This is a genomic window from Streptomyces sirii, assembly GCF_045690365.1.
GTDB classification, from domain to species: domain Bacteria; phylum Actinomycetota; class Actinomycetes; order Streptomycetales; family Streptomycetaceae; genus Streptomyces; species Streptomyces sirii.
Genome location: NZ_CP147982.1, coordinates 5,630,266 through 5,655,452, shown reverse-complemented (window position 1 = coordinate 5,655,452; position 25,187 = coordinate 5,630,266). Strand labels below are relative to the sequence as shown.

Genomic DNA, 25,187 nt, shown 5'->3' with positions numbered 1-25,187 from the left:
GAGCCCGGGGAGCGCAGCCCGGTCTGCGGGTTCACGGGGTGGAGGCGAAGGCCTGGAGGGCGATCTTCTGGGTGTTCTGCTGCTGCGGCCAGTCCGCCTCCGTACCCAGGACGAGGACGGCGAACTGGCGGCCGTCGTCGGCCGTGAAGGCGCAGTCGACGACCTTGACCCGTTCGCCGATCCGTTCACTGTCATAGGCGTAGACCAGCTGGGCGGCGTCCGTCCCGGGAGCCGGACCGTCGAAGGGCGTCAGGCTGATCTCCTCGTAACCGGGGTTGTGGGCCAGCCCCTCGGAGGCCTTCCGCAGCGCCGCCTCCGGGGCGGTGGCCGGTTCGGTGATCTCGAAGATCTGCACCAGTCCCCGGTCGTCCGGTGCCGTGTAGAAGACGCCGGTGTCGCGAACGCTGCGCCGCCAGCCGTCCGGTACCGCGGTGGTGAAGCCCTTGTCGTCGTGGACGACGCGGTAGCCGTCCGGCGGCGCCGTGCCCCACGGGTCGGTGGGATCGGTGGAGCCGGTGGAGCCGGTGGGGCCGGAGCCGTCGGTGGGCGGCGCCGAGGTGCCGGTACCGGGGTCCTCGGGTGCGGACGCCTTGGTCCGGGCCGGTGGGCGGGCGGCGGCCGGATCGTCGCCGCGCCCCCACAGCAGATAGCCACCGCCGACGCCCGCCGCGATCACGGCCACCGCCACGCCGGCGGCCAATGCGGTACGGCGGCGCCGCCCGCCACCCATGGGTTCCGGAGCGGGCGGGGGCGGAGGCGGGTGCGGCACAGGCGTGGGGACCACCAGCGGGTCCGCCCCCGGACCGGCCAGCGGATCAGCCACCGGGCCGGTCACCGAGTCGACCAGCGGACCGGTCACCGAGTCGACGACCGGACCGGCGGGAGCGTCCGCCCCCGGGCCACCGGCCCCGCCGGGTAACCGTCCCGGCCCCGTCGACGGCACGAAGTCCGGCCGGGGCGGCAACGGCCCCGTATACGGGGCGGGCGGCGGTGCGCCGTCCTCCCAGCTCTGGGTCTCGCTGTTCCAGCGGGCCGGGCCTCGGCCCTTCATCGTCAGCCTCCCACCAGGGCCGCGACCGCCTGGCCGACCGCCGCCCCGGAGGCCAGCAGCCCCACCACGGCGCTGGCGTCCCCGAGCGCCGCACGCAGCCGGGCCAGCCGCCCCGGCCCGGCCGCACCCGTGTCGGCGATCTCCGTCTCGGTGTCGGCCAGCTCCCCGCTCAGCGCCGTCACCTGCGGCGTCTCCACCGCCCGGGACAGATCGTCGCGCAACGCCCGGACGGCGCGCAGCAGCTCCTGCTGCGCCGGGTCCGCCGCGGGCCCGCCGCCGCCTTCGTTGTGGGTCACCGTGTTGTGGTCGCCGATGGCGAAGGCACCCTGGACGCTGCCGATGTGGATGCCGTTGCCGCGCTCGTCAGCCGTTGCCACGTTTGGTACTTCCCTTCGCCGCGGAGCCCCGCTCGGTGGTGTTGTGGGTGATCGTGTTGTGGTCGCCGATGCCGACGGCGCCCTGCGCGGACTCGACGTACACGCCGCCCTCGGCGACATGCACGATCCGCTGCTCGAACTCGTCCGTCCGGTAGCCGGCCTCGCTCAGCGCCGTGGTGACCCCGGCCGTCACCCGCTGCTGAATGGTCTTCAGATAACGGGCCACGTCCATGTCCTGGAAGAGCGAGGACTCCCCGTAGGAGCCCAGCTCGCGTACGGCGGCACCGGGGCCCTCGGGGAGCGCCGCACCGTGCCCCGCAGTCGCCAGCCGCCAGGCCGACAGCAGCCCGCGCACCAGCGTCAGCACGGCCGAGCCCGCGGAGCGCGGCGTACGGCTCAGCGCCCACACCGCCTTGCCGAAGTGGTGGTGGTGCCGGTACTGGTGGGCGAGCCGGTCGGCGTCCTGGAACTGCTGCCGCAGCGGCCACAGCACATGCGGCGCGACCTCCAGCATCAGCATCCCGCCCTGGGTGTGCACCCGCACGAAGACCGTGGTGACGATGCCCTCGTTCCAGCCGCCGACCCGGATGCGCAGGAAGTGCCGACGGGTCTCCCCGCCCTCCTCCACGGCCGCGGCCCGGTGCTCCTCGAACGCCTCCGGTGCGTACGGTGCCGCCGCACGCGTCGGCAGCCCCTCGGCCGGCAGGAAGACGCACTCGTCGATCTCCAGCGCGCGCAGCCGGTCGCGCACGGCGGCCGCCGCCTGCGGTGACCCGTGCGGGGACGGCACCCGCAGCGCCGCCACCAGCGGCACGATGCGCTCCAGGATGGCCGCGTTGTCCAGCGGCTCGACCTTCCGGTCCGGCCGCGGGACCAGCTCCACCGACAGTGACCACGTCTTGTACGGCCAGCCGGCGCCGCAGAACGGGTCGGCGGCCCGGTACATCACCAACGGCCCGTGCTGCTCGATCCGCACCCGCTCCCGCAGCCGGCGGAAGCGCAGGCCCTCGGCCCGCTCCGCCGGGTCGGACATCACGTCGGGGAAGCGCTCCTTGGACAGCTCGCGGGCCAGCGCCCGCGCGAACTGCCCGCGCTGCAGGGCGACCAGCGTGGCCACCACCAGCGGCAGCAGCAGCGCGATCCACACCTGGAGCATGCCGGAGCCGCCGCTGGGGTCGGCGTACCCGGCCGCGGACTCCCAGCCGCCGTACGAGCTGCTGTCCCCGGACCAGCCGAAGTCCGGCTCGTCGGAGGAGGACGAGCCGAACGGCAGCAGGTCCGTCAGCAGTCGGACGGGCAGTACCCGCCAGGCGCCGCCCAGCGCCTCCCCGACGATGACTGCTGCCACCAACGCCACGATGAAGAAGAGCAGTTGGAGCCGCCCGTACCACCGCAGCAGGAAGGAGAGGCCTCGCGCCAGCCACGCGGGGAGGGGCGCCCGGCGCACGAGGCGCGACAGCGCCATGAAGACGACGGGGAAGAGGTAGAGCACCACCAGCCCGGACGACATCGGGATGGCCACGATCCACACGCCCAGGATCGCGGCGGCCCAGCCCAGCTCCAGCCGACGGGCGCGCAGTGCGTGGGCGAGCACCCGGGCCGCGTCGATGCCCATCGAGGGTGCGGCGAACCGCTCCTCGTGGACGTACAGCTCGTCGATGACCGCGTCCCGGAACGGCTCGTCCATGTACGTACCGGCGCACAGCAGCCGGGTGGCATCACTGGCCCCCGGCGGGGTCACGGGCAGTGGAGGGGGCGGAGCGTAAGTCGCGGACTCGGGCGGCTCGGGCGGCTTCTTCTCTAACCGCGAGTGGTCGTCGGGGCCTTCGGGCTGCGCGGGCACACTCGTCCGGGTCATCGGCCTCCCCCATATAACGCCAATGGACTGCCACGACGGCGGAGTTGGCGGACGAGGCGCCAGTGACCGGCCGCGGCGACACGGAAGCCGCAGCATAGGCCAGTGGACCACTCCGTGTCAGCGCGATAACGGAAGGTGGTCGCCGCGGGGGTCAGAGGCCCGCGCGGAACTCCCCGTCCTTGACGGCAGCGAGGAAGGCCGACCAGCCGGCCGTGGGGAGCAGCAGTACGGGCCCGTCAGGGTTCTTGCTGTCGCGGACGGGGACGATGTCGGGGATACCGGGGGCGATTTCGATGCAGTTGCCGCCGTTGTCGTCGCTGTACGTGCTCTTGATCCAGGTCGCGGCGCCGAGTTCGTGCCTGTTCATGATGCTCGTACCCTTCCATCGCGTCGCTGATCAGAGCGGCGGACTCACGGGGCGAACAAGCGTCCGCCCGGAGCACATCATAGGTCTGGAAGTGGCGCGCGTAGGCGGCTGGATCGTCGTTGAAATGCCCGCGGTCCAGCGACTCCGAGTAGACCCACCTGCGTCCGCCTGGCAGCTCTATCAGTGACATAGAGCCTCTCGGCCGGGCAAGCCCGATGATGCCTGCTGGGGCCACCTGGATACGGATGTTGGGGCGCCTGCCGACACTCAACAAATGCGCACATTGGTCGCGCATGAGCTTCGGACTCCCCACCACGTTACGCAGGCAGCTCTCGTCCAGAACGACGACATACAACGGACCGTCGTCGGCGCGGAAGCGCTGCTGTCGACTCAGTCGGGCTCGGACGCGCTCCTCGACCTCATCGGCACTCGCGGAACGACGACTGAACAGCGCACGCGCGTAGTCCGGCGTCTGCAACAAACCCGGGATCACGCGCTCTTGATACTCCCGCAGGGCGATCGCCACCGCATCCATCTCAGCCCTGCGCTTGAACCAGTCCGGATGCTGCACCTCCGGATACCAGTCGATCCGCCCCCACAACCGCAGCAACACCCCACCCGTGTCCAGCAGTTCATCGCAGGCCTTGGCGAAGGCCTCCTGGGGTACGCGAGTGCCCGCCTCCACACGCGCCACGTGGGAGCGGTCGCAGGGGATCTTGGCCGCCAGGGCGGCCTGGGTCAGGAGTGCCGCTTCCCGGTGGTGTTTGAGCACCTCGCCGAACACGGCCGCGGTGGTACCGGCCGTCCCTCCCGTGCCGTTGCGTCGACCCACCGACCTCGCCCCCCTTTGTGACAGTTGACCACTGGCACGCGCTCAGCGTTGTGATCGGCGATCTCACTGAGCAACGATGAACACACCCAGAGTAAGAGGCCGCACTGACAATCACGGCGTGTTCCCGCATGCCCGAACACGCAGAACCCCCGCGACGTTGGCAGACGTCCGGGGGCATGGTCTCCAACCCAGAGAGATTGACGACATGCACCACGTTATCCGGCTCTTCGAGCCCCTGCTACGGCTGTTACTCCCCTGCACGGGGTGTCATCGACATGCCGATGTACCGCCGCCCCCCGCGAGGTGCGCGGAGGGGCCGACGTCGGCGCGGCCGCCGTTCCTGCCTCCCGTACGTCACTCGGAGGCGCTGCGGGATGAGGACTATGCCCTCGTACTCCCCTACCTGATCGCGTATGAGCGGCGGCAGCGGCGGCGCGAGTACTGGCGTCACCAGCACCAGGTGCAGGTGGTGGGCTGATGGGCCGTGAGTGCCGCCCCGTTCACCTGATGGAACCGTTGACGGTGCCCGATCCCCGGCCGGTCGCCGGGTGCGATGTGTGCGGGGCGCTGGCCCGGCAGCGGGCGGGCGCGTACGCCGTCGGGGACCGGTCGGCGGCGACCGACTGCAACGTCGAGATCCGCCGCCATCCCCACCCCGGGTAGCACCGGCCGTGGCTCACCCGCACCGGCCGTGGCTCACCCGCACCGGCCGTGGCCCTCCCGCAGCGGGCCGGACACGGCCGAGCCCGCACGGCCGTTGCGGACCGTGCGGGCTCATGGCGGTACGGCTCTTTCAGAGCCGGGTGAGCGCGGTGGCTCAGAGCAGGCCGAGGGCGCGGACCGCGTCGCGCTCCTCCGCGAGCTCCTGGACGGACGCGTCGATGCGGCCGCGCGAGAACTCGTTGATCTCCAGGCCCTGGACGATCTCGTACGTGCCGCCCTTGGTGGTGACGGGGAACGAGGAGATCAGGCCCTCCGGGACGCCGTAGGAGCCGTCCGAGGGGATGCCCATGGAGGTCCAGTCGCCGTCGGCGGTGCCGTTGACCCAGGTGTGGACGTGGTCGATGGCGGCGTTGGCGGCGGAGGCCGCGGAGGACGCGCCGCGGGCCTCGATGATCGCCGCACCGCGCTTGGCGACGGTCGGGATGAAGCTGTCGGCCAGCCACTTCTCGTCGTTGACGGTCTCGGCGGCGTTCTTGCCGGCGACCGTGGCGTGGAAGATGTCCGGGTACTGGGTGGCCGAGTGGTTGCCCCAGATCGTCAGCCGGCGGATCTCGGAGACCGGGGTGCCGGTCTTCTGCGCGAGCTGGGAGACGGCGCGGTTGTGGTCCAGGCGGGTCATCGCGGTGAAGCGCTCACGCGGTACGTCCGGCGCGGCGGCCTGCGCGATCAGCGCGTTGGTGTTGGCGGGGTTGCCGACGACCAGGACCTTGATGTCGTCCGCGGCGTGGTCGTTGATGGCCTTGCCCTGCGGCTTGAAGATGCCGCCGTTGGCCTCCAGCAGGTCGCCGCGCTCCATGCCCTTGGTGCGGGGGCGGGCGCCGACGAGCAGGGCGACGTTCGCGCCGTCGAAGGCGACGTTCGGGTCGTCCGAGATGTCGATGCCCTGAAGCAGCGGGAAGGCGCAGTCGTCGAGCTCCATCGCGGTGCCCTCGGCGGCCTTCAGACCCTGCGGGATCTCCAGGAGGCGCAGCTTGACCGGCACGTCCGCGCCGAGCAGATGACCGGAAGCGATGCGGAAGAGGAGTGCGTAACCGATCTGGCCGGCGGCGCCGGTGACGGTGACATTGACGGGAGTGCGGGTCATGGCGATCTCCTGCGCGACGTTTTCTGGGGGCAAGCCCCAGACCACCATGGGTGGCGGTGGGTGTCCCTGCCCATTTATCTAGGCCTCTCAAGGTCTCTTGGTATCGAGAGACCGGCCGCCAGGCTATCGGACCCCCGCCGGTGGCAGACGACGGGCCGGTGTGGCGCACCTCACCGGGTGCGTCGCGGCATCCGTACGCCCGTCCGCAGTGCCGTACACAGGGCCGGGTCGAGCGCTCCGTCGTACGCCCCTGGGGACGGGTGCGGCGGCCGCCCGCTGGTAGGAGGGGCGCGGGCGGCCGCCGAGTTGTGCACACCCGTGGGGGGGGTATCGGTCGCATGCCCCCGATGGCGGCGGGCATGCACCCCGGTTCCCGAAGCGCTCCCGCGGACGGCGATTCCCGGCCAGGGGCCGGCCCCGGTGGCGGGACCGCCGACCGGCCGGCCGACTGGACGGCCGGCCGAACGGCTAGCGGGCCGTCGGCTGGACGCAGCCCTTCGTGCCGGCCACGGTCGTCCCGCAGGCCGTGACCTTCGCCGGGTCGCCCGTGACCTCGACCATCGCGGTGTACGCGGCGCCGCCGCGCTCGACCCGCGCCGTCAGGCCGCTGCCGGCCTCGCCGATGGTGACCCGGTCGCCGGGCGCCGCACCGCTGATCCGCGCCCAGGCCGCATGGCAGACGGCGCTGTAGCGGACCTCGATCAGCGCACCGCCGGCCATCCCGCGCGACGGGCTGACGGCGCGCTGCCCGCCGCACCCCATCGCCTCCGGGTCCTTGCCCCCGCACGCGGCCCCGTCGCAACGCACCCCGGCGGGCAGCACCGGTCGAGCGCTCGGCGTCGGCTTCGACGCGGCCGGGGCCGCCGTCTTCTTGGCCACGCCGGTGTCCGGATTCAGCAGCAGTACGGCGGCGCCGGCCACCAGGAGCGCGCCGACGGCACCGATGGCGCCCATCAGTACCCGGCCGCGGCGGGCGGGCGACTTCTCGGCGCCTGCGGCGGGCGCGGCCGGCGGGGCCGGGGACGGCGCGGCCGCCGCCTGCGCCCACTCCGGGAAGTCCGACGCCGAGGGCGTCTCGCTGCTTCTTTGGTGCGGCACCGGCGGGATCCGGGGCGCGGGCGCGGTCTGCGGCGGATCCGCGACCTGCACGCCCTTCGCCGACCGCGCGGCCTTCACCGCCTTCGCGGCCTTCGCCGGCGGCTCGGCCCCGGCCGGCTGGGCCTCGATGTCCAGCGCGGCCCGCGCCTGGGCGACGCGTATCGCCTCCATGGTGACGTCGTGCCGCATCTCCGCCCGGCTCCAGGCGCGTTCGGCCAGTTCCCACATCGTGGTGAGGTGACCGGGATGCGTACCGGTCGCCTCGGCGAGCGCGATCACCGCGCGCTGCGGCGGCAGCAGCCGCCCGTTGAGATATCGCTCCCACGAGGTCTTGCTGAAGCCCGTGCGGTCCGCGACCGCGGCCACACTCAGCCCGCTGCGGTCCACGAGTGTGCGCAGCCGATCGGTGAACTCCCCTACCTGCGGGTCGAGTTCCTCCGGTAGCGCCTTCCAGCGAGGCATGGCCTCCCCCTATCCCCCACACATACGCGCGACGGCGCGACTCCCCCAGCGCGCCCGCCCTCATTGACTACCCGTAGGGATGCTTCCGGCCAGGAGGCAGTTCCCCATTTCCAGGCGCACGGGAGCATTCAGGTGCATACCGGCACACCCGCGCACGCCCCACGAGCCCCCAGCAGTGTGACATTTCCACCGCAGCACCTACGACTTCTGTACGTATCGCGATAAGAACCGGCCACGATGGGGTAAGGGGGCAGCCGTCCGGTCCGGGCCGTGCCGGCTACCGAGGGAAGCACTCCGCGGCCGCGCCGCCCGCCGGGTGCAGGCACACCCGCACGCCGTGCGGGCCGCGGGCCGCCGTCATCGGCGTGACGAGGTACCCCTCGGCGTCGAAGCGGTCCTCGACCCGCACCGACCGCGGCTTCGCCCCCGGAGCCGACACCTCGACACGGTCACCGATCCGGCCGCCGCGCAGCCGCGCCCAGGCGGCCCTGCACGACTCGGCGTAGCGGATCTCCAGATGCCGGCCCCCGGCCGCGGTCCGCTCCGCGACGGTCGCCGCCAGGCCCTGACCGCCGCAGTACATCGAGCGCGCGTCCTTGCCGTCGCAGGCCGCACCCCGGCAGCCGGTCACCGAGGAGGACACCGGCGCGTCAGGCGCCGCCGGGCCGCCTCCGGGGTCCTCCCCCGGCCGCAGCGCGAGCACCGCGACGAGCGCCAGCACGGCGGCGCACACCCCGGCCGCAGCGGGCACGGCCCACCGCGGCGGCCGCCGCCGCGCCGGCCCCGGCTCGGCACCGGAATCCGGGGCGCCGTCGGCCGGTCCGGCGGCATCCGGCCCGCCCTCGGACGGGCCCGGGGCGGCCGCGGCCGGTGCGGCCCGCCCGCTCCACGCCGCGTCCGCCAGCTCCCACAGCGCCACCAGCCGCCCGGCCGGCTCACCCGCCAGCCGGCACAGCGCCTCCACCGCGTCCCTGGGCGGCAGCTTCTTGCCGTTGAGGTACCGCTCCCACGACGACTTGCTGTACGCGGTCTTGGCGGCGAGCGAGGCCAGGCTCAGGCCCGTACGCGTCCGCAACTCCCGCATCGCCGCCGCCAGTCGGGCGCACTCCAGCCCCTCGCGCAGCTCACCGCCCCGCCCGCTCACCGGCGCAACGCCTTCCAGGTGTCGGGTCCCACGATCCCGTCCACCGGCAGACCGGCCGCCTGCTGGAGGCGCTTGGCGGCGCGCATGGTGTTCTCGCCGACGATGCCGTCCACCGGCCCCGGGTCGTAGCCGCGGTGGCGCAGCAGGCACTGCGCCTCGACGGCCTCCCAGCCGCTGGTGCCGTTGCCGAGGATCGCCGTGGCCGTACGGCTGCGCCCGGCGTACAGGCCGTCGCCGGTGCGCCGGACGTGGCAGGCGTAGGTCTCCCCCGCCCGGTGGGTGAAGGCCGGTACGGCGCCGCGGGCGCGGGCGGCCGCCTCGACTCCCCGGTCGGGCCCGGCCGCGCCGTCGTCCTGCCAGGGCCGGACGAGCAGCAGCACCGCGCCGGCGACGACGAGCAGGGCCAGCGCGCCGAGGGCGACGAGCCCGCGGGTGCCCGGGCCGCGGCGGCGGGCGGGCGCCGGGGGCACGGCCTCCGGGGGCACGGCCTCCGGGAGCTCGGCCTCCGGCTGCGGCGGGCCCGCCTCCCAGGCCTGCGCCGCGACCTCGTGCAGCGCCAGCAGTCGGGTCGGATCGGTGCCGCAGACCCGCGCGAGCGCCTCCACCGCCTCCCTGGGCGGCAGCTTCTTACCGTTGAGGTACCGCTCCCACGACGACCTGCTGTACGCGGTCTTGGCGGCGAGCGAGGCCAGGCTCAGCCCGCTGTGGTCCTTCAGTCTCCGCAACTGCACGACGAGTTGCCGCACCCGCTGGTCAAGCGATGCGGGCAGCCCCTTCCAACGCGACATGTTCCACCCCATACGCGTTCGATCCCCCGAGGCCAGGAGCCCCCTGTGCCGCCGATGATGGCGCGCGCCCGACCCACGGTTCCCGGTTTTACTGTTTCCGCACGGTATCCGGACATGCGCACCCTGTTGTTCCGCATCCCAGCGCGACCTCCGCCGAAACGGCGTCCCCGCAGGTCAGAGACTGGGACATCCCACAAGCTCCCCACCACCGCGCTCCCGGTGGCCGTTGACTCACGAGGTGGCGCACAGTCGGTGGCGCACCACAGGGCGGCGCGGTCCACCCCGCGCCGCCTCCACCACAACGGGGAGGGATTCCACACCATGAACGCTCGCAAGCGCCTCGCACTCACCGCGGCCGCCGCGGCCGTCACCGGGGGCCTGGCCCTCGCGCCGGCCGCCGGCGCGGCCGCCGCCCCCGCGCAGGCCAAGCAGGGCTCGGTCACCGCCCAGCGCGCACCGTCCAACTGCCCCCGCGGCTACCTGTGCGTCTACCCCAAGGCGAACTACAAGGGGACGCCCAAGAAGGTCGCGCAGAACAACCGCGACCTGCGCCGCTACGGCGGTGCCTTCAACTACCCGCTGTCGGCGTTCAACAACGGCGCCCAGTGCAATGTGACGGTCTACGAGAAGCCCAACTACCGCGGCGGCCACGCGAAGCTGAACCGCGGCACGGGCTGGGCGTACATCGGCTCCAACCTCATGACCATCTACTCGAACAAGTGGTGCTGAGCCACTCCTGAACGAACGCGGCGGCCCGCCCTCCCTCGGGGGAGAGGGCGGGCCGCCGCCGTTCTTGAAACCGCCGTGCCGGAGGGTGCCCCAGAGGGGGCCGCTCCCCGGTACTCAGCGCACGGTGAAGTGCACGATGTCGTCCAGCAACGGGATGTGGATCCACGGCTTGGGCTGCACCATCATCGCCAGCACCACGATCACGAAGCCGAGCACCCCGTACGTCGCCATGTCCGTGAAGCGGGAGCGGACGGCCAGCATGCCCACCGAGGGCAGCGCCCACCGCAGCACCGCGCCCCCCAGGAGCGCCAGACCGATCACCAGCGCCCCGACCCGGAACGCGTCGAGCGCGACGAGCAGCAGCCCCAACGCGACGCCGCCCATGACCGCGAGCAGCGGCCACTGGCGGGCCGGCGCGGGATAGTCGCCCGACGCGGCCCGGCCGCCGCCCTCGGGGCGGGCCGTGTCGCGGGTCAGCGACGGAAAGCGGCGCGAGGTGCGCTGCGGCTCGGAGGCTCCGTCCGAATGCGGTTCGGCAGCCATGGCTGGCAGTCCCTTTCGGTGGCTGGTTCGATGGTGCGGGCCGTCCGGCCTGCCAAGAACAGGATGGCAGATCCGGGGCGCCGCCTCAGCCGGCCGCGCGCTCGGCGGCCTCGACCACGTTGACCAGCAGCTGGGCGCGGGTCATCGGGCCGACACCGCCCGGGTTGGGGGCGACCCAGCCGGCCACCTCGGCGACGCCCGGGTGCACATCGCCGACGATCTTGCCGTTCTCGTCCCGGCTGACGCCGACGTCCAGGACGGCCGCCCCGGGCTTGACGTCCTCCGGCTTGATGATGTGCGGCACACCGGCGGCGGCGACGATGATGTCGGCCTGCTTCAGGTGCGCGGAGAGGTCCCGGGTGCCGGTGTGGCACTGGGTGACCGTGGCGTTCTCCGACTTGCGGGTCAGCACCAGCGGCATCGGGCGGCCGATCGTGATGCCGCGGCCGACGACCACCACGTTCGCGCCCTTGATCTCGACGTCGTGCCGGCGCAGCAGCTGGACGATGCCGTACGGGGTGCACGGCAGCGGGCCCTCGATGCCCAGCACCAGCCGGCCCAGGCTCGTCGGGTGCAGCCCGTCGGCGTCCTTGGCCGGATCCATCAGCTCCAGGACGCGGTTGGCGTCGATGCCCTTGGGGAGCGGGAGTTGGACGATGTAGCCGGTGCAGGCCGGGTCCTCGTTCAGCTCCCGGACGACCGCCTCGATGTCCTCCTGGGTGGCGGTCGCGGGCAGTTCGCGCTGGATCGAGGCGATGCCGACCTGCGCGCAGTCGCGGTGCTTGCCGTTGACGTACCAGCGGCTGCCCGGGTCGTCGCCGACCAGGAGAGTGCCGAGGCCGGGCTGCACGCCCTTGGCCTTCAGCGCCTCGACGCGGGTGGCGAGCTCGGACTTGATAGCGGCTGCGGTGGCCTTGCCATCCAGAATCTGGGCAGTCATGCCCCCATCCTCCCGGATGAGGGCGGCCACGTTCCAATCAGGGCACGCGGGACGCCGTTGGCCGGAATTGATCATTGCACTTGCACAACGGCTGGGGCTCTTGACTGGACAGAGTGAATGCGCAACTAGAAGGATTGACGCGCAGTGCCGCAGGCTTCATCGGGGGGTGGCCAGTGCAACCTGTTTTTCCTCCGAGTCACGCCGCGTCGTCCCCCACTGACACAACGGAGGAAAACAGCAGATGAGTTTCGGTGACCCGAACAACCCGTACGGCCAGCCCCCGCAGGCCCCGCAGGCCCCTTACGGGCAGCAGCCGCCGGTGCCGCCGCAGGGCGGGCCCGGCTACGGCTACCCGCAGCAGCAGCCGGCCGCCCCGCAGCAGCCGTACGGATACCCCCAGCAGCCGGCCGCGCCGCAGCAGCCCTACGGCGCCTACCCGCAGCAGGGAGCGCCTTACGGCCAGCCCGGCATGCCGGGGATGCCGATGGGCTACGCCAGCTGGGGCGCGCGGGTCGGTGCGTACCTGATCGACGGCCTGATCGTGGGTGCGATCCCGGGCATCCTGTACATCATCGCCGTGATCATCGCGAGCAGCTCGTCGGTGAGCGTGGACACCTCGACCTGCCCGCCCGGCGACTACCAGTGCATCAGCGACGCCTACGACTCGGCCAGCGTCATGCCGGTCGGCTCGATCATCATGATCGTGCTCGCCGGTCTGATCGCCTTCGCCGGCGGGATCTTCATCCTCACCAAGGAGGGCAGCACGGGCCAGACCCCGGGCAAGAAGGCCCTGAAGATCCGCCTGGTCAAGGAGGCCACCGGCCAGCCGATCGGCTTCGGTATGGCCTTCGTGCGCAAGCTGTGCCACTTCCTCGACGGGATCTGCTACATCGGCTACCTGTGGCCGCTGTGGGACGAGAAGTCCCAGACGTTCGCGGACAAGATCGCCGGCACGGTGGTCGTCAAGTCCCAGTAAGGCGTCGGGGAAACACCCCCGGCCCATAGCGCCACTCGTCGAAGGCCCCCTCGCAACTGCGCGATCGGGGCCTTCACCGCTCCGTCCGACTCGCTTGAAGGACACCGCTCGTGAGTTACCCCAATCAGAACCCCTACGGTCCACCGCCGGGCCAGCAGCCCGGCTACGGGCCGGGTCAGCAGCCCGGCTACGGCTACCCCCAGCAGCAGCCGCCGTCGCCCTACGGCCCGTACCCGGGCGGCCCCGTGCCCGGCATGCAGCAGCAGTACCCGACGGTGATGCCCGGCGGGGTCAAGGCCGCCCGGGTGATGCTGTTCGTGCTCGCCGGCCTGAACCTCATCGGCCTGGTCCTCGCCGTGATGGGGCTCGGCGGCGTCAGCAAGGCCTCGCACAACGCCTCGCCGTACGCGGCCGAGGACGACATCATGGCCATGAACATCGGCAAGGGCCTGCTGATCGCCGTCATCGTGGTCATCGTGGTCTTCTCCGCGGCCGCCATCACGCTGGCCGTGCAGTTCGCCAACGGCGGCAAGGGCGTCCGCGTCGGCACCATCATCTTCGGCATCGCCAACATCATGCTGAGCCTGTTCACCTTCCCCATCGGCCTGGTCCACACCGTCCTGGGCATCCTGGTGCTGGTCTTCGTCTCCAAGGACGACGGCAACGCCTGGTTCAACCGGCCGCGTTACTGACACCGCACGCGCCCCGCACCACGAAGGCCCGCACCGGACACACCCGGTGCGGGCCTCGCGCCGTCTTCGGACGGCGGCGGATCAGTGGAAGAAGTGCCGCGTCCCGGTGAAGTACATCGTCACGCCGGCCTTGCGCGCGGCCTCGACGACCAGCTCGTCACGGACCGAACCGCCCGGCTGCACCACGGCCTTGACGCCCGCGGCGGTCAGGATCTCCAGGCCGTCGGGGAACGGGAAGAACGCGTCCGAGGCGGCGTAGGAGCCGCGGGCCCGCTCCTCGCCCGCGCGCTCGACGGCGAGCTTCGCGGAGTCGACGCGGTTGACCTGGCCCATGCCGACACCGACCGAGGCGCCGTCCTTGGCGAGCAGGATCGCGTTGGACTTCACCGCGCGGCACGCCTTCCAGGCGAAGGCCAGCTCGGCCAGTTCGCCGGCGGACAGCGCCTCGCCGGTGGCCAGCGTCCAGTTCGCCGGGTCGTCGCCGTCGGCCTGCAGCCGGTCGGTGACCTGGAGGAGCGCCCCGCCGTCGACGGCCTTGACCTCGACCGGGTTGGCCGGCGCGCCCGGGGCGCGCAGCACCCGGATGTTCTTCTTGCGGGCGAGGATCTCGACCGCGCCGTCCTCGTAGTCGGGCGCCACGATGACCTCGGTGAAGATCTCCGCGACCTGCTCGGCCATCGCCACGGACACCGGGCGGTTGACCGCGATCACCCCGCCGAACGCGGACAGCGGGTCGCAGGCGTGTGCCTTGCGGTGCGCCTCGGCGACATCGACGCCGACCGCGATACCGCACGGGTTGGCGTGCTTGATGATGGCGACGCAGGGCTCGGTGTGGTCGTACGCGGCACGGCGCGCGGCGTCCGTGTCCGTGTAGTTGTTGTACGACATCTCCTTGCCGTGCAGCTGCTCCGCCTCGGCGAGGCCGCCCTCGCCGTTGACGTACAGCGCGGCGCCCTGGTGCGGGTTCTCGCCGTAGCGCAGCACGTTCTTGCGCTCGTAGGTGGCGCCGAGGAACTCGGGGAGACCCGACTCGTCGGCGGCCGCGTAGTCCTCGGCGAACCAGGAGGCCACGGCGACGTCGTAGGCGGCGGTGTGCCGGAACGCCGCCGCGGCGAACCGCTTGCGCAGCCCCAGCGTGAAGCCGCCCTCCTTGACCGCCTGGAGGACCGCGGCGTACGCGGCCGGATCCGTGACGACCGCGACGGAGGGGTGGTTCTTGGCGGCGGCACGGACCATCGACGGACCGCCGATGTCGATCTGCTCGACGCACTCGTCGGCAGTGGCGCCCGAGGCGACGGTCTCCTTGAACGGGTAAAGGTTCACGACGACCAGGTCGAACGGCTCCACGCCGAGGTCGGCCAGCTGCCGGCGGTGGTCCTCCAGGCGCAGATCGGCCAGGATGCCTGCGTGCACCTTCGGGTGCAGGGTCTTGACCCGGCCGTCGAGGCACTCGGGGAAGCCCGTCAGCTCCTCGACCTTGGTGACCGGCACCCCGGCCGCGGCGATCTTCGCGGCCGTCGACCCGGTGGAGACGAGCTGGACGCCCGCCGCGTGCAGGCCCTGCGCCAGCTCTTCCAGCCCGGACTTGTCATAGACGCTGACCAGTGCGCGGCGGATGGGCCGCTGGGTGCCTTCGGTGGCGGTCACGAGATACGTACCTTTCGTCCCTCAATGCGGTAGCCGTGCCGGGCCAGACGCCCCACGACCTCGACGAGCAGCGATCGCTCGACTTCCTTGATGCGCTCGTGCAGCGCGGATTCGTCGTCCTCGTCCCGGACCTCGACCGCGCTCTGCGCGATGATCGGGCCGGTGTCGACGCCGTCGTCGACGAAGTGGACGGTGCATCCGGTGACCTTCGCGCCGTACGCGAGGGCGTCGCGTACGCCATGGGCACCGGGAAAGCTCGGCAGCAGCGCCGGGTGGGTGTTGACGGTCCGGCCGCCGAACCGGGCCAGGAACTCCTTGCCCAGGATCTTCATGAAGCCGGCCGAGACCACCAGGTCCGGCTCGTACGCGGCGGTCGCCTCGGCGAGCGCCGCATCCCACTCGGCGCGCGAGCCGTAGTCCTTGACCCGGCAGATGAACGTCGGCAGCCGGGCGGACTCGGCGCGCTCCAGGCCGGCGATGGCGCCGCGGTCGGCGCCGACGGCCACGATCTGCGCGCCGTAGGCGTCCGGGCCCTGCTCGGCGATGGCGTCCAGCAGCGCCTGCAGGTTCGTACCGGAACCGGAGACCAGAACGACGATGCGGGCCGGGCGGCCGAGGGGGGTCCCCTCTGCGCGAGGGGAGTCGCCGGCGCGGGGCCGGGCGGGCTGGGCGGGGGCTGGGGACGAAGCCACGGCGGGGCTCTTTTCCGATCTCGCGTGCGTGGAGCTCACATGCTTTGTGTGGTCGTACAAGGCCGCGGGTACCGCAAATCCAGGGAACCCTACGAAGGCGCCGACCGTCAGCAACGATACCGGCACACCGAGCGGCCCCCGCGGGACGGGGGCGGGGACGGAAGGTAGCGTCGGGCGTAAGACTGCATGCAGTTCGTGGTAACCGGCCGTCGGTCACTTGACCCGCGTACGGACGAGACAAGGGGAAGACGCACTCCAGATGACGGACCGACGCCGCCGCGCGGCCCTCCTGCTCCCTCCCTCAGCTACCGCTGGGTGGTACCCCCAGCCCACCACCGCCCCAGGGGTGGTGGTGCTGCCGCGCGAGCGCAAGCCGTCGTCCTCGAAGTCCGCTGCCCCGGATTCCTCGAACGCCCCGGCCCCCGACCGTGACGACAACCCCTTCGCACCGCCGCCGGCCGACGCCCCCGACCAGGAGTGGCAACCGCGCCACCCGGCCCCGGGCAACGGCGGCGGCGACGGGGAGCAGCCGCAGCAGGACGAGCCGACGCCCGGCTGGGGCAACCAGTGGAGCCCCCGGCAGCCGGGCCGGCAGAGCGGCGGATTCGGCTCCCGGCCGGGCGGCCGCAACGGACAGCAGGGTCCCGGCGGTCCGGGCGGCCCCGGCAATCTGCGCTGGGATCCCACCGACCCGGCCCAGCGCCGCGCCCGCTACGCACTGCTGGCCGGTATGTGGTCGTTCTTCTTCGTGCTCTTCAGCCTGCCGGAGATCTCCCTGCTGCTGGCCGCGTTGGCGCTCTACTGGGGCGTCAGCTCCCTGCGCGCCAAGCCGAACCAGGCGAAGGCGGCCGCCGCGGCGACCACCGCCGCCATGGAGGGCCAACCGGCCCCCGGCGCCGGCCCTGGCCCCGGTCCCGGCGCCCCGCCCGCGCCCGGCTCCACCCGGCCGCAGACCACCGCGGCGATCGCGGGGCTGGTGACCGCCTCCCTGGCGCTGGTGATGGTGGCCGCGACGTTCACCGTGCAGATCGCCTACCGCGACTACTTCACCTGCGTGGACGACGCCCTGACCCAGTCCGCCAGCAAGTCCTGCGAAAAGCTGCTGCCCAAGGAACTGCGGCCGCTGCTCAGCGTGCAGTAGCTGGGGAGGGGCGCGTTCCGCTCCTTCGCTACTCTCAGTGAAACTAATTACTCTCCGTATTCGTTGCCGTAACAGGAGAGGACGCGGCGGGCGGCATGGGGGGTGCGGGCGCCTCCGCCTCTGGCTCTGGAGCTTCCTCCATCTGCGGGCCTGCGGCTGCGCGCGCCGCCTGGCCCGCGGCTTGGCCCGTGGCTTGGCCCGTGGCCGCACCCGCCGCCCGGCCCGCCGCCGGACTCGCGCCCTGGCCCGTGGCCGCACCCGTCTCGGAGGCGGCCACTCCCGGCTCGGGCGCGCCCGCACCTGCCGTGGCGCCGCCGCCCCCGCGCCCCGCCCGCGGTCGGCCGCGTAGCCACCAGACCCGTAGCGCGACCGCGCCCGGGACGCCGATCAGCGCCGTCCAGCCCGCCGCCGCCAGGCCCGTACGCCACCAGCTCGGGCCGAAGTCGGCGAGCGCGCCGGTGCCCAGCGCGCCGCCGGCCAGGGCCGCGAGCGCCGCCATGAGCGCACCGCAGACGCAGGCCGCCAAGGCCGCGGCGCAGGCCGTCGTCCACCACGACCAGGGGCCGACCGGACCTCCGGGGAAGCACGGGGCGCCGGACGGGCGGTCCGGGCCACGGGCGGAGCACAGATCGCCGGATGGGCACGAGGCGCCGGATGAGCACGGGGCGCCCACCCCCGGGGGCGGGGGCGACGCCGCCGAGCGGGCCACATGGCGGGCCAGGAGCACCCCCGCGGCCACCGGAACCACGGCGGCCGACCAGGTCAGGGGGGTGCCCGGGCCGGGGGCCGAGAGGCCACCGAGGAGCGGTAGCGCCGGGTGGGACGTGGTGCCGAGGGGGCCGATCGTGCTGCCGGCGCCGAGGGTGAAGCCCGGGCCCAGGCCGTAGGCGGCGCTCCAGACTGCCGCATTCGGGAGGAGGAAGAGGCAGAGCAGCAGCACCGTGGCGCGGCTCTGCCAGTCCGGGGCCAGCTGGAGGAGGTCCTGATACACCCGTCCGGCGTGCAGGCCGAGGACGAGGAGGGTGAGCAGCGCGCCGGAGGCGAGCAGGGCGAGGACGGCGGTGGCGGCGGCGCGGCGGGCGGCGGCGAAGCGGGGGCCGCGGAGTGCGGCCCGGAGGCGGTCCGGCACCCTGGCCCAGGCCCGCCGGACCCGGTCGGGCAGCAGCTCGGCGCCGGCGGGTCCCAGGAGGGACCAGGCGGTGCCGGCCAGGGTGGCGACGGCGAAGGCCGGTACACACAGCAGGACGCTGAGCGGCTCGGCGGTCAGCCCGCCGGTCGAGGCGTAGAGCAGGACGGCGGCCGCGACCAGCAGATAGCCGGCCAGCAGCGCGCCGAGCAGGGTGCGCGGCGCGGCCGGTGGGACGAGGCCGGCGCCGCGGCCGAGGGCCATACGGACGCCGGGGCCCGTGGCACCGCCGAGGCCCGCGCCGCTGCCTGGCCCCGTACCGCCGCCGAGGCCCATGGCGTCGCCTGGGCCCGTACCGCCACTGGGACCCGTGGCACCGCCGAGGCCCGTACCACCACCGGGACCCATGGCACCGTCGAAGCCCGTACCGCCTCCGCGGCCCGCGCCGCCCCCGGGCCCCGTACCGCCGCCTGGCCCCGCGCCGTCGTCGAGGCCCATGGCGTCGCCGGGACTCGTAGCACGGTCGAGGCCCATGGCGTCGCCGATCGCGGGCGGCACGGTGTGGCGGGCGGCGGTCGCCAGGGTGTGGCGGGCGGCGCGGTGGAGCAGGCAGACCGGGAGGGCGGCGAGCAGCAGCGGGGTCACGGCGACCGGGGCGGGCGTACCGGACTGGGTCACGGTGCGTACCAGGTCGCCGCCCTGCGCCAGCAGCCACAGGTCGGCGGCGAGGTGGAGCGCCCCGGAGGGGTCGCTGCCGGGGTAGGGCGAGGCGACCCACAGCAGCAGGACGGCGACCGCGAGCGCGCCGAGGCCGAGGCCGGCGGCCGTCACCCCGCCGAGGAAGGCGGCGCCGATCGCGGAGGACCGCTGGGCGGCGATCCGGCCTTGCGAGGACAACGTGGTGCCCCGGTCGGTCAACTGACTCACGCGGTCATGCTGCCAACAACACCCGTTTCATCCCTGTACTGGGCAAATGATCGACGTGTCGCGTATGCCGCGTGTGTCGGTGGAGATCCGCCGACGCCGCTTTCCACACTGCTGTCCATGACTCCGCCGTCCACGCCCCCTCGCTCCATGACCCGGCCGTCCGCGATTCCGTCGTCCACGCCCCCGCCGTCCACGACTTCGCGCGGGCGGACCCCGGCCGCGGCCGCCTTCGACGCTCTCCACATCCGCCATGCCGCGGCGCTGGCCCGGCAGGCGTATCTGCTCACCGGCCGGCCGGCGCTCGCGCGGCGGGCCGTGGAGCGGGGCTTCCGGCTCGCCTGGCAGCGATGGCCGGCGGTCGCGGTGGACCCGGATCCGGCGGGGTGGGTGCGGGCGGCGGTGTACGAGTACGCGCTGACGCCGTGGCACCGGCTGGTTCCCCGGCTGCGGACCGCCCGGAAGCCGCAGCGGCTCCCCGCATCCGTCCCTGCCGCGGACCGTGCGCTCCTGGCGGCGGTGCTGGACCTGCCCGCCGTACACCGGCGGACGTTGCTGCTGCACGACGGAGTCGGGCTCGGGCTGGACGAGGCCGCGGCCGAGACCGAGGCGAGTGCCGCGGCCGCGGCCGGGCGGCTGACGCAGGCCCGCCGGCGGGTCGCCGCACGGCTGCCGGAGCTGGTGCCGGCGGGGCGCCCACCGGCGGAGCAGGACTGGCCCGGCGAGGTCCTGCGGCCCCGGCTCACCGGCCTGTTGGCCGAGGAGGGCCGGGTGATGGCGGACCAGGAGGCCGGGCCGGCGGCCGCGCGGCGGGTACGGGCCGGCGGCGAGTGCAGCGCCCGCCGCACCACCCGGGCGGCGCTCGCGCTGACCGGGCTGTTCGCGCTGCTCACCCTGTTCGTGGGGATCGCCGCGCCGGACCACTCCGCCCCGCCGGACGGCCGGCGGTCGGCGACCACGCAGCCCCCCACCGTCACGGCCCGGGAGGCGCGCCTGACCCCCGAGGCCCGTTGAGGCCGTGGGCGAGGCCGGTTGAGGTGAGCGGTCGAGGCTCGTTGAAGCGAACGGCCGAGGCTCGTTGAGGTGAGCGGCCGAGGCCGGCTCATGCGAGCGGGCGTCACGGGACCGCCGCCCCCGGCGGGGCGCGCGCCCGGCCCGTTCCCGTAGGGCATTCGCCGGTACGGGAACGGGCCCGTACCCACCAGGGGGTACGGGCCCGTGTCCGTGTGCACTGCGCCGCAGGACGGGTCCGGCGGTGCGACGGGAGGAGCGGGTCAGCCGACGAGGATCTCGCGGGCCAGACGGGCGGTCTCCGACGGGGTCTTGCCGACCTTGACGCCGGCGGCCTCCAGGGCCTCCTGCTTCGCCTGGGCGGTGCCGGAGGAGCCGGAGACGATGGCGCCGGCGTGGCCCATGGTCTTGCCCTCGGGCGCGGTGAAGCCCGCGACGTAGCCGACGACCGGCTTGGTGACGTTGGCCTTGATGAAGTCGGCCGCACGCTCCTCGGCGTCGCCGCCGATCTCGCCGATCATCACGATCAGGTCGGTGTCGGGGTCGGCCTCGAACGCGGCGAGCGCGTCGATGTGGGTGGTGCCGATGACCGGGTCGCCACCGATGCCGACGGCCGAGGAGAAGCCGATGTCGCGCAGCTCGTACATCATCTGGTAGGTCAGCGTGCCGGACTTCGACACCAGGCCGATGCGGCCGGGCTTGGTGATGTCGCCCGGGATGATGCCGGCGTTGGACTGGCCGGGGGTGATCAGGCCGGGGCAGTTCGGGCCGATGATGCGGGTCTTGTTGCCCTTGGACTTCGCGTACGCCCAGAAGGCGGCGGAGTCGTGGACCGCGATGCCCTCGGTGATGACGACGGCCAGCGGGATCTCGGCGTCGATCGCCTCGACGACGGCGGCCTTGGCGAAGGCCGGCGGCACGAAGAGGACGGAGACGTCGGCGCCCGTCTTCTCCATCGCCTCCTTGACCGAGCCGAAGACCGGGACCTCGGTGCCGTCGAAGTCGACGGAGGTGCCGGCCTTGCGCGGGTTGACACCGCCGACGATGTTGGTGCCGTCACCGAGCATCAGCTTGGTGTGCTTCATGCCAGTGGCACCGGTCATGCCCTGGACGATGACCTTGCTTTCCTTGGTGAGGAAGATAGCCATGGTTTAAGTGTCCTCGTCCCTTACTTCGCAGCCAGCTCGGCGGCCTTGTCGGCCGCGCCGTCCATGGTGTCCACGCGCTGGACCAGCGGGTGGTTGGCGTCCGACAGGATCTGGCGTCCCAGCTCCGCGTTGTTGCCGTCGAGGCGCACGACCAGGGGCTTGTTGACGTCTTCGCCCTTGGACTTGAGCAGCTCCAGGGCCTGGACGATGCCCTTGGCGACCTCGTCGCAGGCGGTGATGCCGCCGAAGACGTTGACGAACACGGACTTGACGTCCGGGTCGCCGAGGATGATCTCCAGGCCGTTCGCCATGACCTCGGCGGAGGCGCCGCCGCCGATGTCGAGGAAGTTGGCGGGCTTGACGCCACCGTGGTTCTCACCGGCGTAGGCGACGACGTCCAGGGTGCTCATGACGAGACCCGCGCCGTTGCCGATGATGCCGACCTGGCCGTCGAGCTTGACGTAGTTGAGGCCCTTGGCCTTGGCCGCAGCCTCGAGCGGGTTGGCTGCGTCCTTGTCCTCCAGCGCCGCGTGCTCCGGCTGGCGGAACTCGGCGTTGGCGTCCAGGGAGACCTTGCCGTCGAGGGCGAGGACCTCGCCGCTGGCGACCTTGGCGAGCGGGTTGACCTCGACGAGGAGCGCGTCCTCGGCGATGAAGGTCTTCCACAGGGTGACCAGGACGTCGGCGACCTGGTCGGCGACCTCGGCCGGGAACTTCGCCGCGGCGACGATCTCCTGGGCCTTCTCCTTGGAGACGCCCTCGTTGGCGTCGACCGGGATCTTGGCGAGCTTCTCGGGGGTCTTCTCCGCGACCTCCTCGATGTCCATGCCGCCGGCGACGGAAGCCATGGCCAGGAAGGTGCGGTTGGTGCGGTCGAGGAGGTACGAGACGTAGTACTCCTCGGCGATCTCCGGCGCGGTCTCGGCGATCATCACCTTGTGGACCGTGTGGCCCTTGATGTCCATGCCGAGGATGTCCGTCGCGCGGGCGACGGCCTCGTCCGGGGTGGCGGCCAGCTTGACGCCGCCGGCCTTGCCGCGGCCGCCGACCTTCACCTGGGCCTTGACGACGGACTTGCCGCCCAGCCGCTCGGTCGCCTCGCGGGCCGCCTCAGGCGTGTCGATGACTTCACCGGCCAGCACCGGTACACCGTGCTTGGCGAAGAGGTCCCTCGCCTGGTACTCGAACAGGTCCACGCGCGTCCGTCCCTTGTCTTCTCAGAATCGCCGTAGTGATCGCGGTTCGTTGTCTGCGATGGGCGTGCCGCGAAGGGCAACGTGACGGCGCTGTCACAGGGGAGGCGTACACGGTGTCCGGATACGCGGCATGTCCGTCCCGCAGGTTATCGCCGCAGGACGTGCGGCCCTAAATCGCAGATCACACTCTGGCGGTGATTACGGTCACAGATCTTTTGGCCACGTTACGTCTCCACGGGTTTTCCGCATGTCGTCGGCCGCTTTTCGACGCCGTCCGGGTGAGCGGTGCGCTCCGGTGCCGGCCGACGTACACCTCCGCTTCATGCGACGTACGCAAGCCGCGCCTGGTACGTCCCGGCGCGTCCGGTCTCCGGTGATTCCGCTTCCGGCGACGGCGGAATCCGCTTGGGAAGAACGTGCAACGCGCCGTCACAGGACCTCCGCATCCGGTGTCCAGAAAGGCCTCTTGACCCTCAACTGCCAGCAGCAGAGACTGCGTTGAGCACTTACGCACACATACGCATCAGGAGTCACAAGCTTCGGGCTTGGTCCCGTGCAGGCCGGTCGACAGACCGCTCGGCATCGGGTGCAGACGGGGGAACTTGATGGGTAGCGGGGGGATGCGCGTTCGCGGGCAGGGGGCGACCGCGGGCTCTTCCGTACTCGCCGCTCCTCCTCCTTCTTGCCACCACCCCTCCCGGCTTTCTCGATTTCTTGGTGTCGTCACACTCGGTGCCTGAAGGGATTGGAGGGGGAATGCCGACACATGCGACCTATCCCGGCGTTTATGTCGAAGAGCTTCCCAGCAGCATCCGCAGCATCACCACCGTCACCACTTCGGTGACCGCTTTCGTCGGTCACACCCGGCGCGGCCCGCTCAACCAGCCGGTGCGGATCACCAGCTTCGCCGACTTCGAGCGCCGCTTCGGGGGGCTGACGTCGCAGAGCCCGGTCGCGTACGCCGTCCACCAGTTCTTCGGCAACGGCGGCACGGTCGCCGTGATCGTACGGGTCGCCAAGGCCGGCAGCGGCAAGGAAGCCCACGTCACCCTGGAGTCCACCGAGGGCCACAGCCAGTGCCCGGTGCTTGAGGTGCACGCCAAGGAGCCGGGCGTATGGGGCTCGGGCCTGCGGGTGGCCGTCGACCACGACACGCCCTGCCCGGAAGACACGTTCAATCTGCACGTCCTGGACGCGCACGGCACCGCCCGTGAGTCCTTCTCCGGCCTGTCCATGGATTCCTGCCACGGCCGCTACGCCGAGACGGTGATCAACGCCGGGTCCGCGCTGATCCGCGTCGAGGTCGTCGGCGAGGGCCGCCCGGACCCCTCCGGCACCGTCTCCAAGGCCTTCCACCACGAGCTTCCCGACCTGGCCGTCGACCTCACCGTCAAGATCGGCGAGGTGGAGCGCGAGTTCACGCTCTACGACCCGGACTGCGACGGCGAGGCGCCCTGCACCGTCACCGAGCTGGCGCTGCTGCTGGAGCACAAGCTGCGCGCGCTGCCGGACGCCCCCGGCAAGCACGCCTTCGCGGGCGTCGAGGTCACCGCCTTCGGCCGCCGCATCCAGGTCGTCGCCGGCGGGGCGGACCCCGACGACGTGGTCCGCTTCCTGGGCGAGTGCGCCAACGACCTCGGCCTGGAGGCCTCCGTCAACCCGCCCGTCTTCGCGCTGTGCGGCGGCGAGGACGGCGACCCGCCCGGACCGCGGGACATCATCGGCAGCGAGGCCCGCAAGAGCGGCCTCCAGGCGCTGCGCGACGTGCACGACGTCAATCTGCTCGCGCTGCCCGAGCTGGCCTCGTACGAGTCCACCGACGACATGGTCACCGTGCTGTCGGCGGCCGAGCGGCTGTGCCGGGAGCGGAGGATCTTCCTCCTGGTCGACGCGCCCGCCGCCTGGGGCAGCGTCGACGCCGCCCGGGCCGGTATCACCGCCTTCGACGCGGTCCGCGGCAACCACTCCGCGCTGTACTTCCCGCAGCTGCAGCTCACCGACCCGCTCAGCGGCCGGCTGCGCTCCTTCCCGCCGTCCGGCGCGGTCGCCGGCGTCATCGCCCGTACGGACGCCGAGCGCGGGGTGTGGAAGGCGCCGGCGGGGACCGAGGCCCGGCTGGCGGGAGTGCACTCCCTGACGGTCAGGCTCACCGACCGCGAGAACGGGCTGCTCAACCCGCTGGGCATCAACTGCCTGCGGACGCTGCCGATGGCCGGCCCGCTGGTGTGGGGCGCCCGTACGCTCCAGGGCGCCGACGCGCTGGACAGCGAGTGGAAGTACGTGCCGGTGCGGCGGCTGGCCCTGCATGTGGAGGAGAGCCTGCTGCGCGGGCTGCAGTGGGTCGTCTTCGAGCCCAACAACGAGCAGCTGTGGCAGCAGATCCGCCTCAACGCCTCCGCCTATCTGCACTCCCTGTTCGAGAAGGGCGCGTTCAAGGGCGGCACTCCGCGCCAGGCGTACTTCGTCAAGTGCGACAAGGACACCACGACCGCCGAGGACATCGAGCGCGGCATCGTCAACGTCGTGGTCGGCATCGCGCCGGTCAAGCCCGCGGAGTTCGTGATCGTCAAGATCCAGCAGATGGCCGGGCAGTTCGACGTCTAGCGACGTACAGGAAGCAGGAAAGGAGAAGTGAAGG

23 protein-coding genes are annotated in these 25,187 nt (G+C 72.6%); 7 read left to right on the top strand and 16 right to left on the bottom strand.

The window, feature by feature from the left end:
* Nucleotides 1-31 precede the first annotated feature (31 nt).
* From WAB15_RS25550 to WAB15_RS25530, 5 genes are all read right to left on the bottom strand, one after another.
* On the bottom strand, nucleotides 32-1,051 hold the full coding sequence (locus tag WAB15_RS25550; RefSeq protein ID WP_407287683.1) for a hypothetical protein: 1,020 nt from the start codon (nucleotides 1,049-1,051) through the stop codon (nucleotides 32-34).
* A 2-nt stretch (nucleotides 1,052-1,053) separates the two neighbouring features.
* On the bottom strand, nucleotides 1,054-1,428 hold the full coding sequence (locus WAB15_RS25545; RefSeq protein WP_399148277.1) for a hypothetical protein: 375 nt from the start codon (nucleotides 1,426-1,428) through the stop codon (nucleotides 1,054-1,056).
* Nucleotides 1,415-3,286: a hypothetical protein gene (locus WAB15_RS25540; protein WP_407287682.1), complete on the bottom strand. Its 1,872-nt coding sequence runs from the start codon at nucleotides 3,284-3,286 to the stop codon at nucleotides 1,415-1,417. The genes WAB15_RS25545 and WAB15_RS25540 overlap by 14 nt, the downstream gene beginning before the upstream one ends.
* 151 nt (nucleotides 3,287-3,437) lie before the next feature.
* Nucleotides 3,438-3,575, bottom strand: a complete 138-nt coding sequence (locus WAB15_RS25535) for a DUF397 domain-containing protein (RefSeq protein WP_407289294.1) — start codon at nucleotides 3,573-3,575, stop codon at nucleotides 3,438-3,440.
* Nucleotides 3,523-4,437, bottom strand: a complete 915-nt coding sequence (locus WAB15_RS25530) for a DUF5753 domain-containing protein (RefSeq protein ID WP_407287681.1) — start codon at nucleotides 4,435-4,437, stop codon at nucleotides 3,523-3,525. The genes WAB15_RS25535 and WAB15_RS25530 overlap by 53 nt, the downstream gene beginning before the upstream one ends.
* Nucleotides 4,438-4,992: 555 nt before the next feature.
* Between WAB15_RS25530 and WAB15_RS25525 the strand changes: the two genes are divergently transcribed.
* Nucleotides 4,993-5,148: a hypothetical protein gene (locus WAB15_RS25525; protein ID WP_407287680.1), complete on the top strand. Its 156-nt coding sequence runs from the start codon at nucleotides 4,993-4,995 to the stop codon at nucleotides 5,146-5,148.
* Between the two features lie 154 nt (nucleotides 5,149-5,302).
* Here the strand turns inward: WAB15_RS25525 and WAB15_RS25520 are convergent, their stop codons facing one another.
* The 4 genes from WAB15_RS25520 to WAB15_RS25505 all read right to left on the bottom strand — a co-directional run bounded on the left by WAB15_RS25520 (nucleotide 5,303) and on the right by WAB15_RS25505 (nucleotide 9,784).
* On the bottom strand, nucleotides 5,303-6,292 hold the full coding sequence (locus WAB15_RS25520) for a malate dehydrogenase (RefSeq protein ID WP_407287679.1): 990 nt from the start codon (nucleotides 6,290-6,292) through the stop codon (nucleotides 5,303-5,305).
* Nucleotides 6,293-6,760: 468 nt separating this feature from the next.
* Nucleotides 6,761-7,852 carry a helix-turn-helix domain-containing protein gene (locus tag WAB15_RS25515; protein WP_407287678.1) on the bottom strand — a complete coding sequence of 364 codons (1,092 nt, stop codon included), beginning with the start codon at nucleotides 7,850-7,852 and terminating at the stop codon, nucleotides 6,761-6,763.
* 277 nt (nucleotides 7,853-8,129) lie between these two features.
* Nucleotides 8,130-8,996, bottom strand: a complete 867-nt coding sequence (locus tag WAB15_RS25510; RefSeq protein WP_407287677.1) for a DUF2690 domain-containing protein — start codon at nucleotides 8,994-8,996, stop codon at nucleotides 8,130-8,132.
* The gene (locus tag WAB15_RS25505) at nucleotides 8,993-9,784 is read right to left on the bottom strand and encodes a helix-turn-helix domain-containing protein (protein WP_407287676.1); all 792 of its coding nucleotides are present in this window, start codon (nucleotides 9,782-9,784) and stop codon (nucleotides 8,993-8,995) included. Before WAB15_RS25505 ends, WAB15_RS25510 begins: the two co-directional genes overlap by 4 nt.
* Nucleotides 9,785-10,105: 321 nt before the next feature.
* Between WAB15_RS25505 and WAB15_RS25500 the strand changes: the two genes are divergently transcribed.
* Nucleotides 10,106-10,513, top strand: coding sequence for a peptidase inhibitor family I36 protein (locus WAB15_RS25500; RefSeq protein ID WP_407287675.1), 408 nt, complete (start codon nucleotides 10,106-10,108; stop codon nucleotides 10,511-10,513).
* 114 nt (nucleotides 10,514-10,627) lie between these two features.
* Here WAB15_RS25500 and WAB15_RS25495 read toward each other — a convergent pair whose 3' ends face one another.
* Together WAB15_RS25495 and WAB15_RS25490 are read right to left on the bottom strand one after the other, a co-directional pair.
* Nucleotides 10,628-11,056, bottom strand: a complete 429-nt coding sequence (locus WAB15_RS25495; RefSeq protein WP_407287674.1) for a DUF3017 domain-containing protein — start codon at nucleotides 11,054-11,056, stop codon at nucleotides 10,628-10,630.
* 85 nt (nucleotides 11,057-11,141) lie between these two features.
* Complete coding sequence (locus WAB15_RS25490) at nucleotides 11,142-11,996, bottom strand: bifunctional methylenetetrahydrofolate dehydrogenase/methenyltetrahydrofolate cyclohydrolase (RefSeq protein WP_399148267.1); 855 nt, start codon at nucleotides 11,994-11,996, stop codon at nucleotides 11,142-11,144.
* A gap of 241 nt (nucleotides 11,997-12,237) precedes the next feature.
* On the opposite strand from WAB15_RS25490, the gene WAB15_RS25485 reads away from it, so the two are divergent.
* Together WAB15_RS25485 and WAB15_RS25480 are read left to right on the top strand one after the other, a co-directional pair.
* Entirely contained in the window at nucleotides 12,238-12,972 is a 735-nt protein-coding gene (locus WAB15_RS25485; RefSeq protein ID WP_407287673.1) for an RDD family protein, read from the top strand.
* A 110-nt stretch (nucleotides 12,973-13,082) separates the two neighbouring features.
* On the top strand, nucleotides 13,083-13,664 hold the full coding sequence (locus WAB15_RS25480; RefSeq protein ID WP_407287672.1) for a hypothetical protein: 582 nt from the start codon (nucleotides 13,083-13,085) through the stop codon (nucleotides 13,662-13,664).
* A gap of 81 nt (nucleotides 13,665-13,745) precedes the next feature.
* Here the strand turns inward: WAB15_RS25480 and purH are convergent, their stop codons facing one another.
* Together purH and purN are read right to left on the bottom strand one after the other, a co-directional pair.
* A complete protein-coding gene (gene purH, locus WAB15_RS25475; RefSeq protein ID WP_407287671.1) occupies nucleotides 13,746-15,311 on the bottom strand; it encodes a bifunctional phosphoribosylaminoimidazolecarboxamide formyltransferase/IMP cyclohydrolase in 1,566 nt (521 codons plus the stop codon).
* The gene (gene purN, locus WAB15_RS25470; RefSeq protein ID WP_407287670.1) at nucleotides 15,308-16,003 is read right to left on the bottom strand and encodes a phosphoribosylglycinamide formyltransferase; all 696 of its coding nucleotides are present in this window, start codon (nucleotides 16,001-16,003) and stop codon (nucleotides 15,308-15,310) included. Before purN ends, purH begins: the two co-directional genes overlap by 4 nt.
* A gap of 259 nt (nucleotides 16,004-16,262) precedes the next feature.
* On the opposite strand from purN, the gene WAB15_RS25465 reads away from it, so the two are divergent.
* Complete coding sequence (locus tag WAB15_RS25465; RefSeq protein WP_407287669.1) at nucleotides 16,263-17,144, top strand: hypothetical protein; 882 nt, start codon at nucleotides 16,263-16,265, stop codon at nucleotides 17,142-17,144.
* A 43-nt stretch (nucleotides 17,145-17,187) separates the two neighbouring features.
* Here WAB15_RS25465 and WAB15_RS25460 read toward each other — a convergent pair whose 3' ends face one another.
* Nucleotides 17,188-19,197, bottom strand: a complete 2,010-nt coding sequence (locus WAB15_RS25460) for a DUF6350 family protein (RefSeq protein WP_407287668.1) — start codon at nucleotides 19,195-19,197, stop codon at nucleotides 17,188-17,190.
* Nucleotides 19,198-19,314: 117 nt separating this feature from the next.
* Between WAB15_RS25460 and WAB15_RS25455 the strand changes: the two genes are divergently transcribed.
* Nucleotides 19,315-20,208, top strand: coding sequence for a hypothetical protein (locus WAB15_RS25455; protein WP_399148255.1), 894 nt, complete (start codon nucleotides 19,315-19,317; stop codon nucleotides 20,206-20,208).
* Between the two features lie 260 nt (nucleotides 20,209-20,468).
* Here WAB15_RS25455 and sucD read toward each other — a convergent pair whose 3' ends face one another.
* Both sucD and sucC read right to left on the bottom strand, forming a co-directional pair.
* Nucleotides 20,469-21,353 (bottom strand): succinate--CoA ligase subunit alpha, encoded by an 885-nt coding sequence (gene sucD / locus WAB15_RS25450; protein ID WP_399148254.1) that lies wholly within the window; start codon nucleotides 21,351-21,353, stop codon nucleotides 20,469-20,471.
* 20 nt (nucleotides 21,354-21,373) lie between these two features.
* The gene (gene sucC / locus WAB15_RS25445; protein WP_399148253.1) at nucleotides 21,374-22,549 is read right to left on the bottom strand and encodes an ADP-forming succinate--CoA ligase subunit beta; all 1,176 of its coding nucleotides are present in this window, start codon (nucleotides 22,547-22,549) and stop codon (nucleotides 21,374-21,376) included.
* 756 nt (nucleotides 22,550-23,305) lie between these two features.
* On the opposite strand from sucC, the gene WAB15_RS25440 reads away from it, so the two are divergent.
* Nucleotides 23,306-25,153: a phage tail sheath family protein gene (locus WAB15_RS25440; protein WP_399148252.1), complete on the top strand. Its 1,848-nt coding sequence runs from the start codon at nucleotides 23,306-23,308 to the stop codon at nucleotides 25,151-25,153.
* The last annotated feature ends 34 nt before the right edge of the window (nucleotides 25,154-25,187 follow it).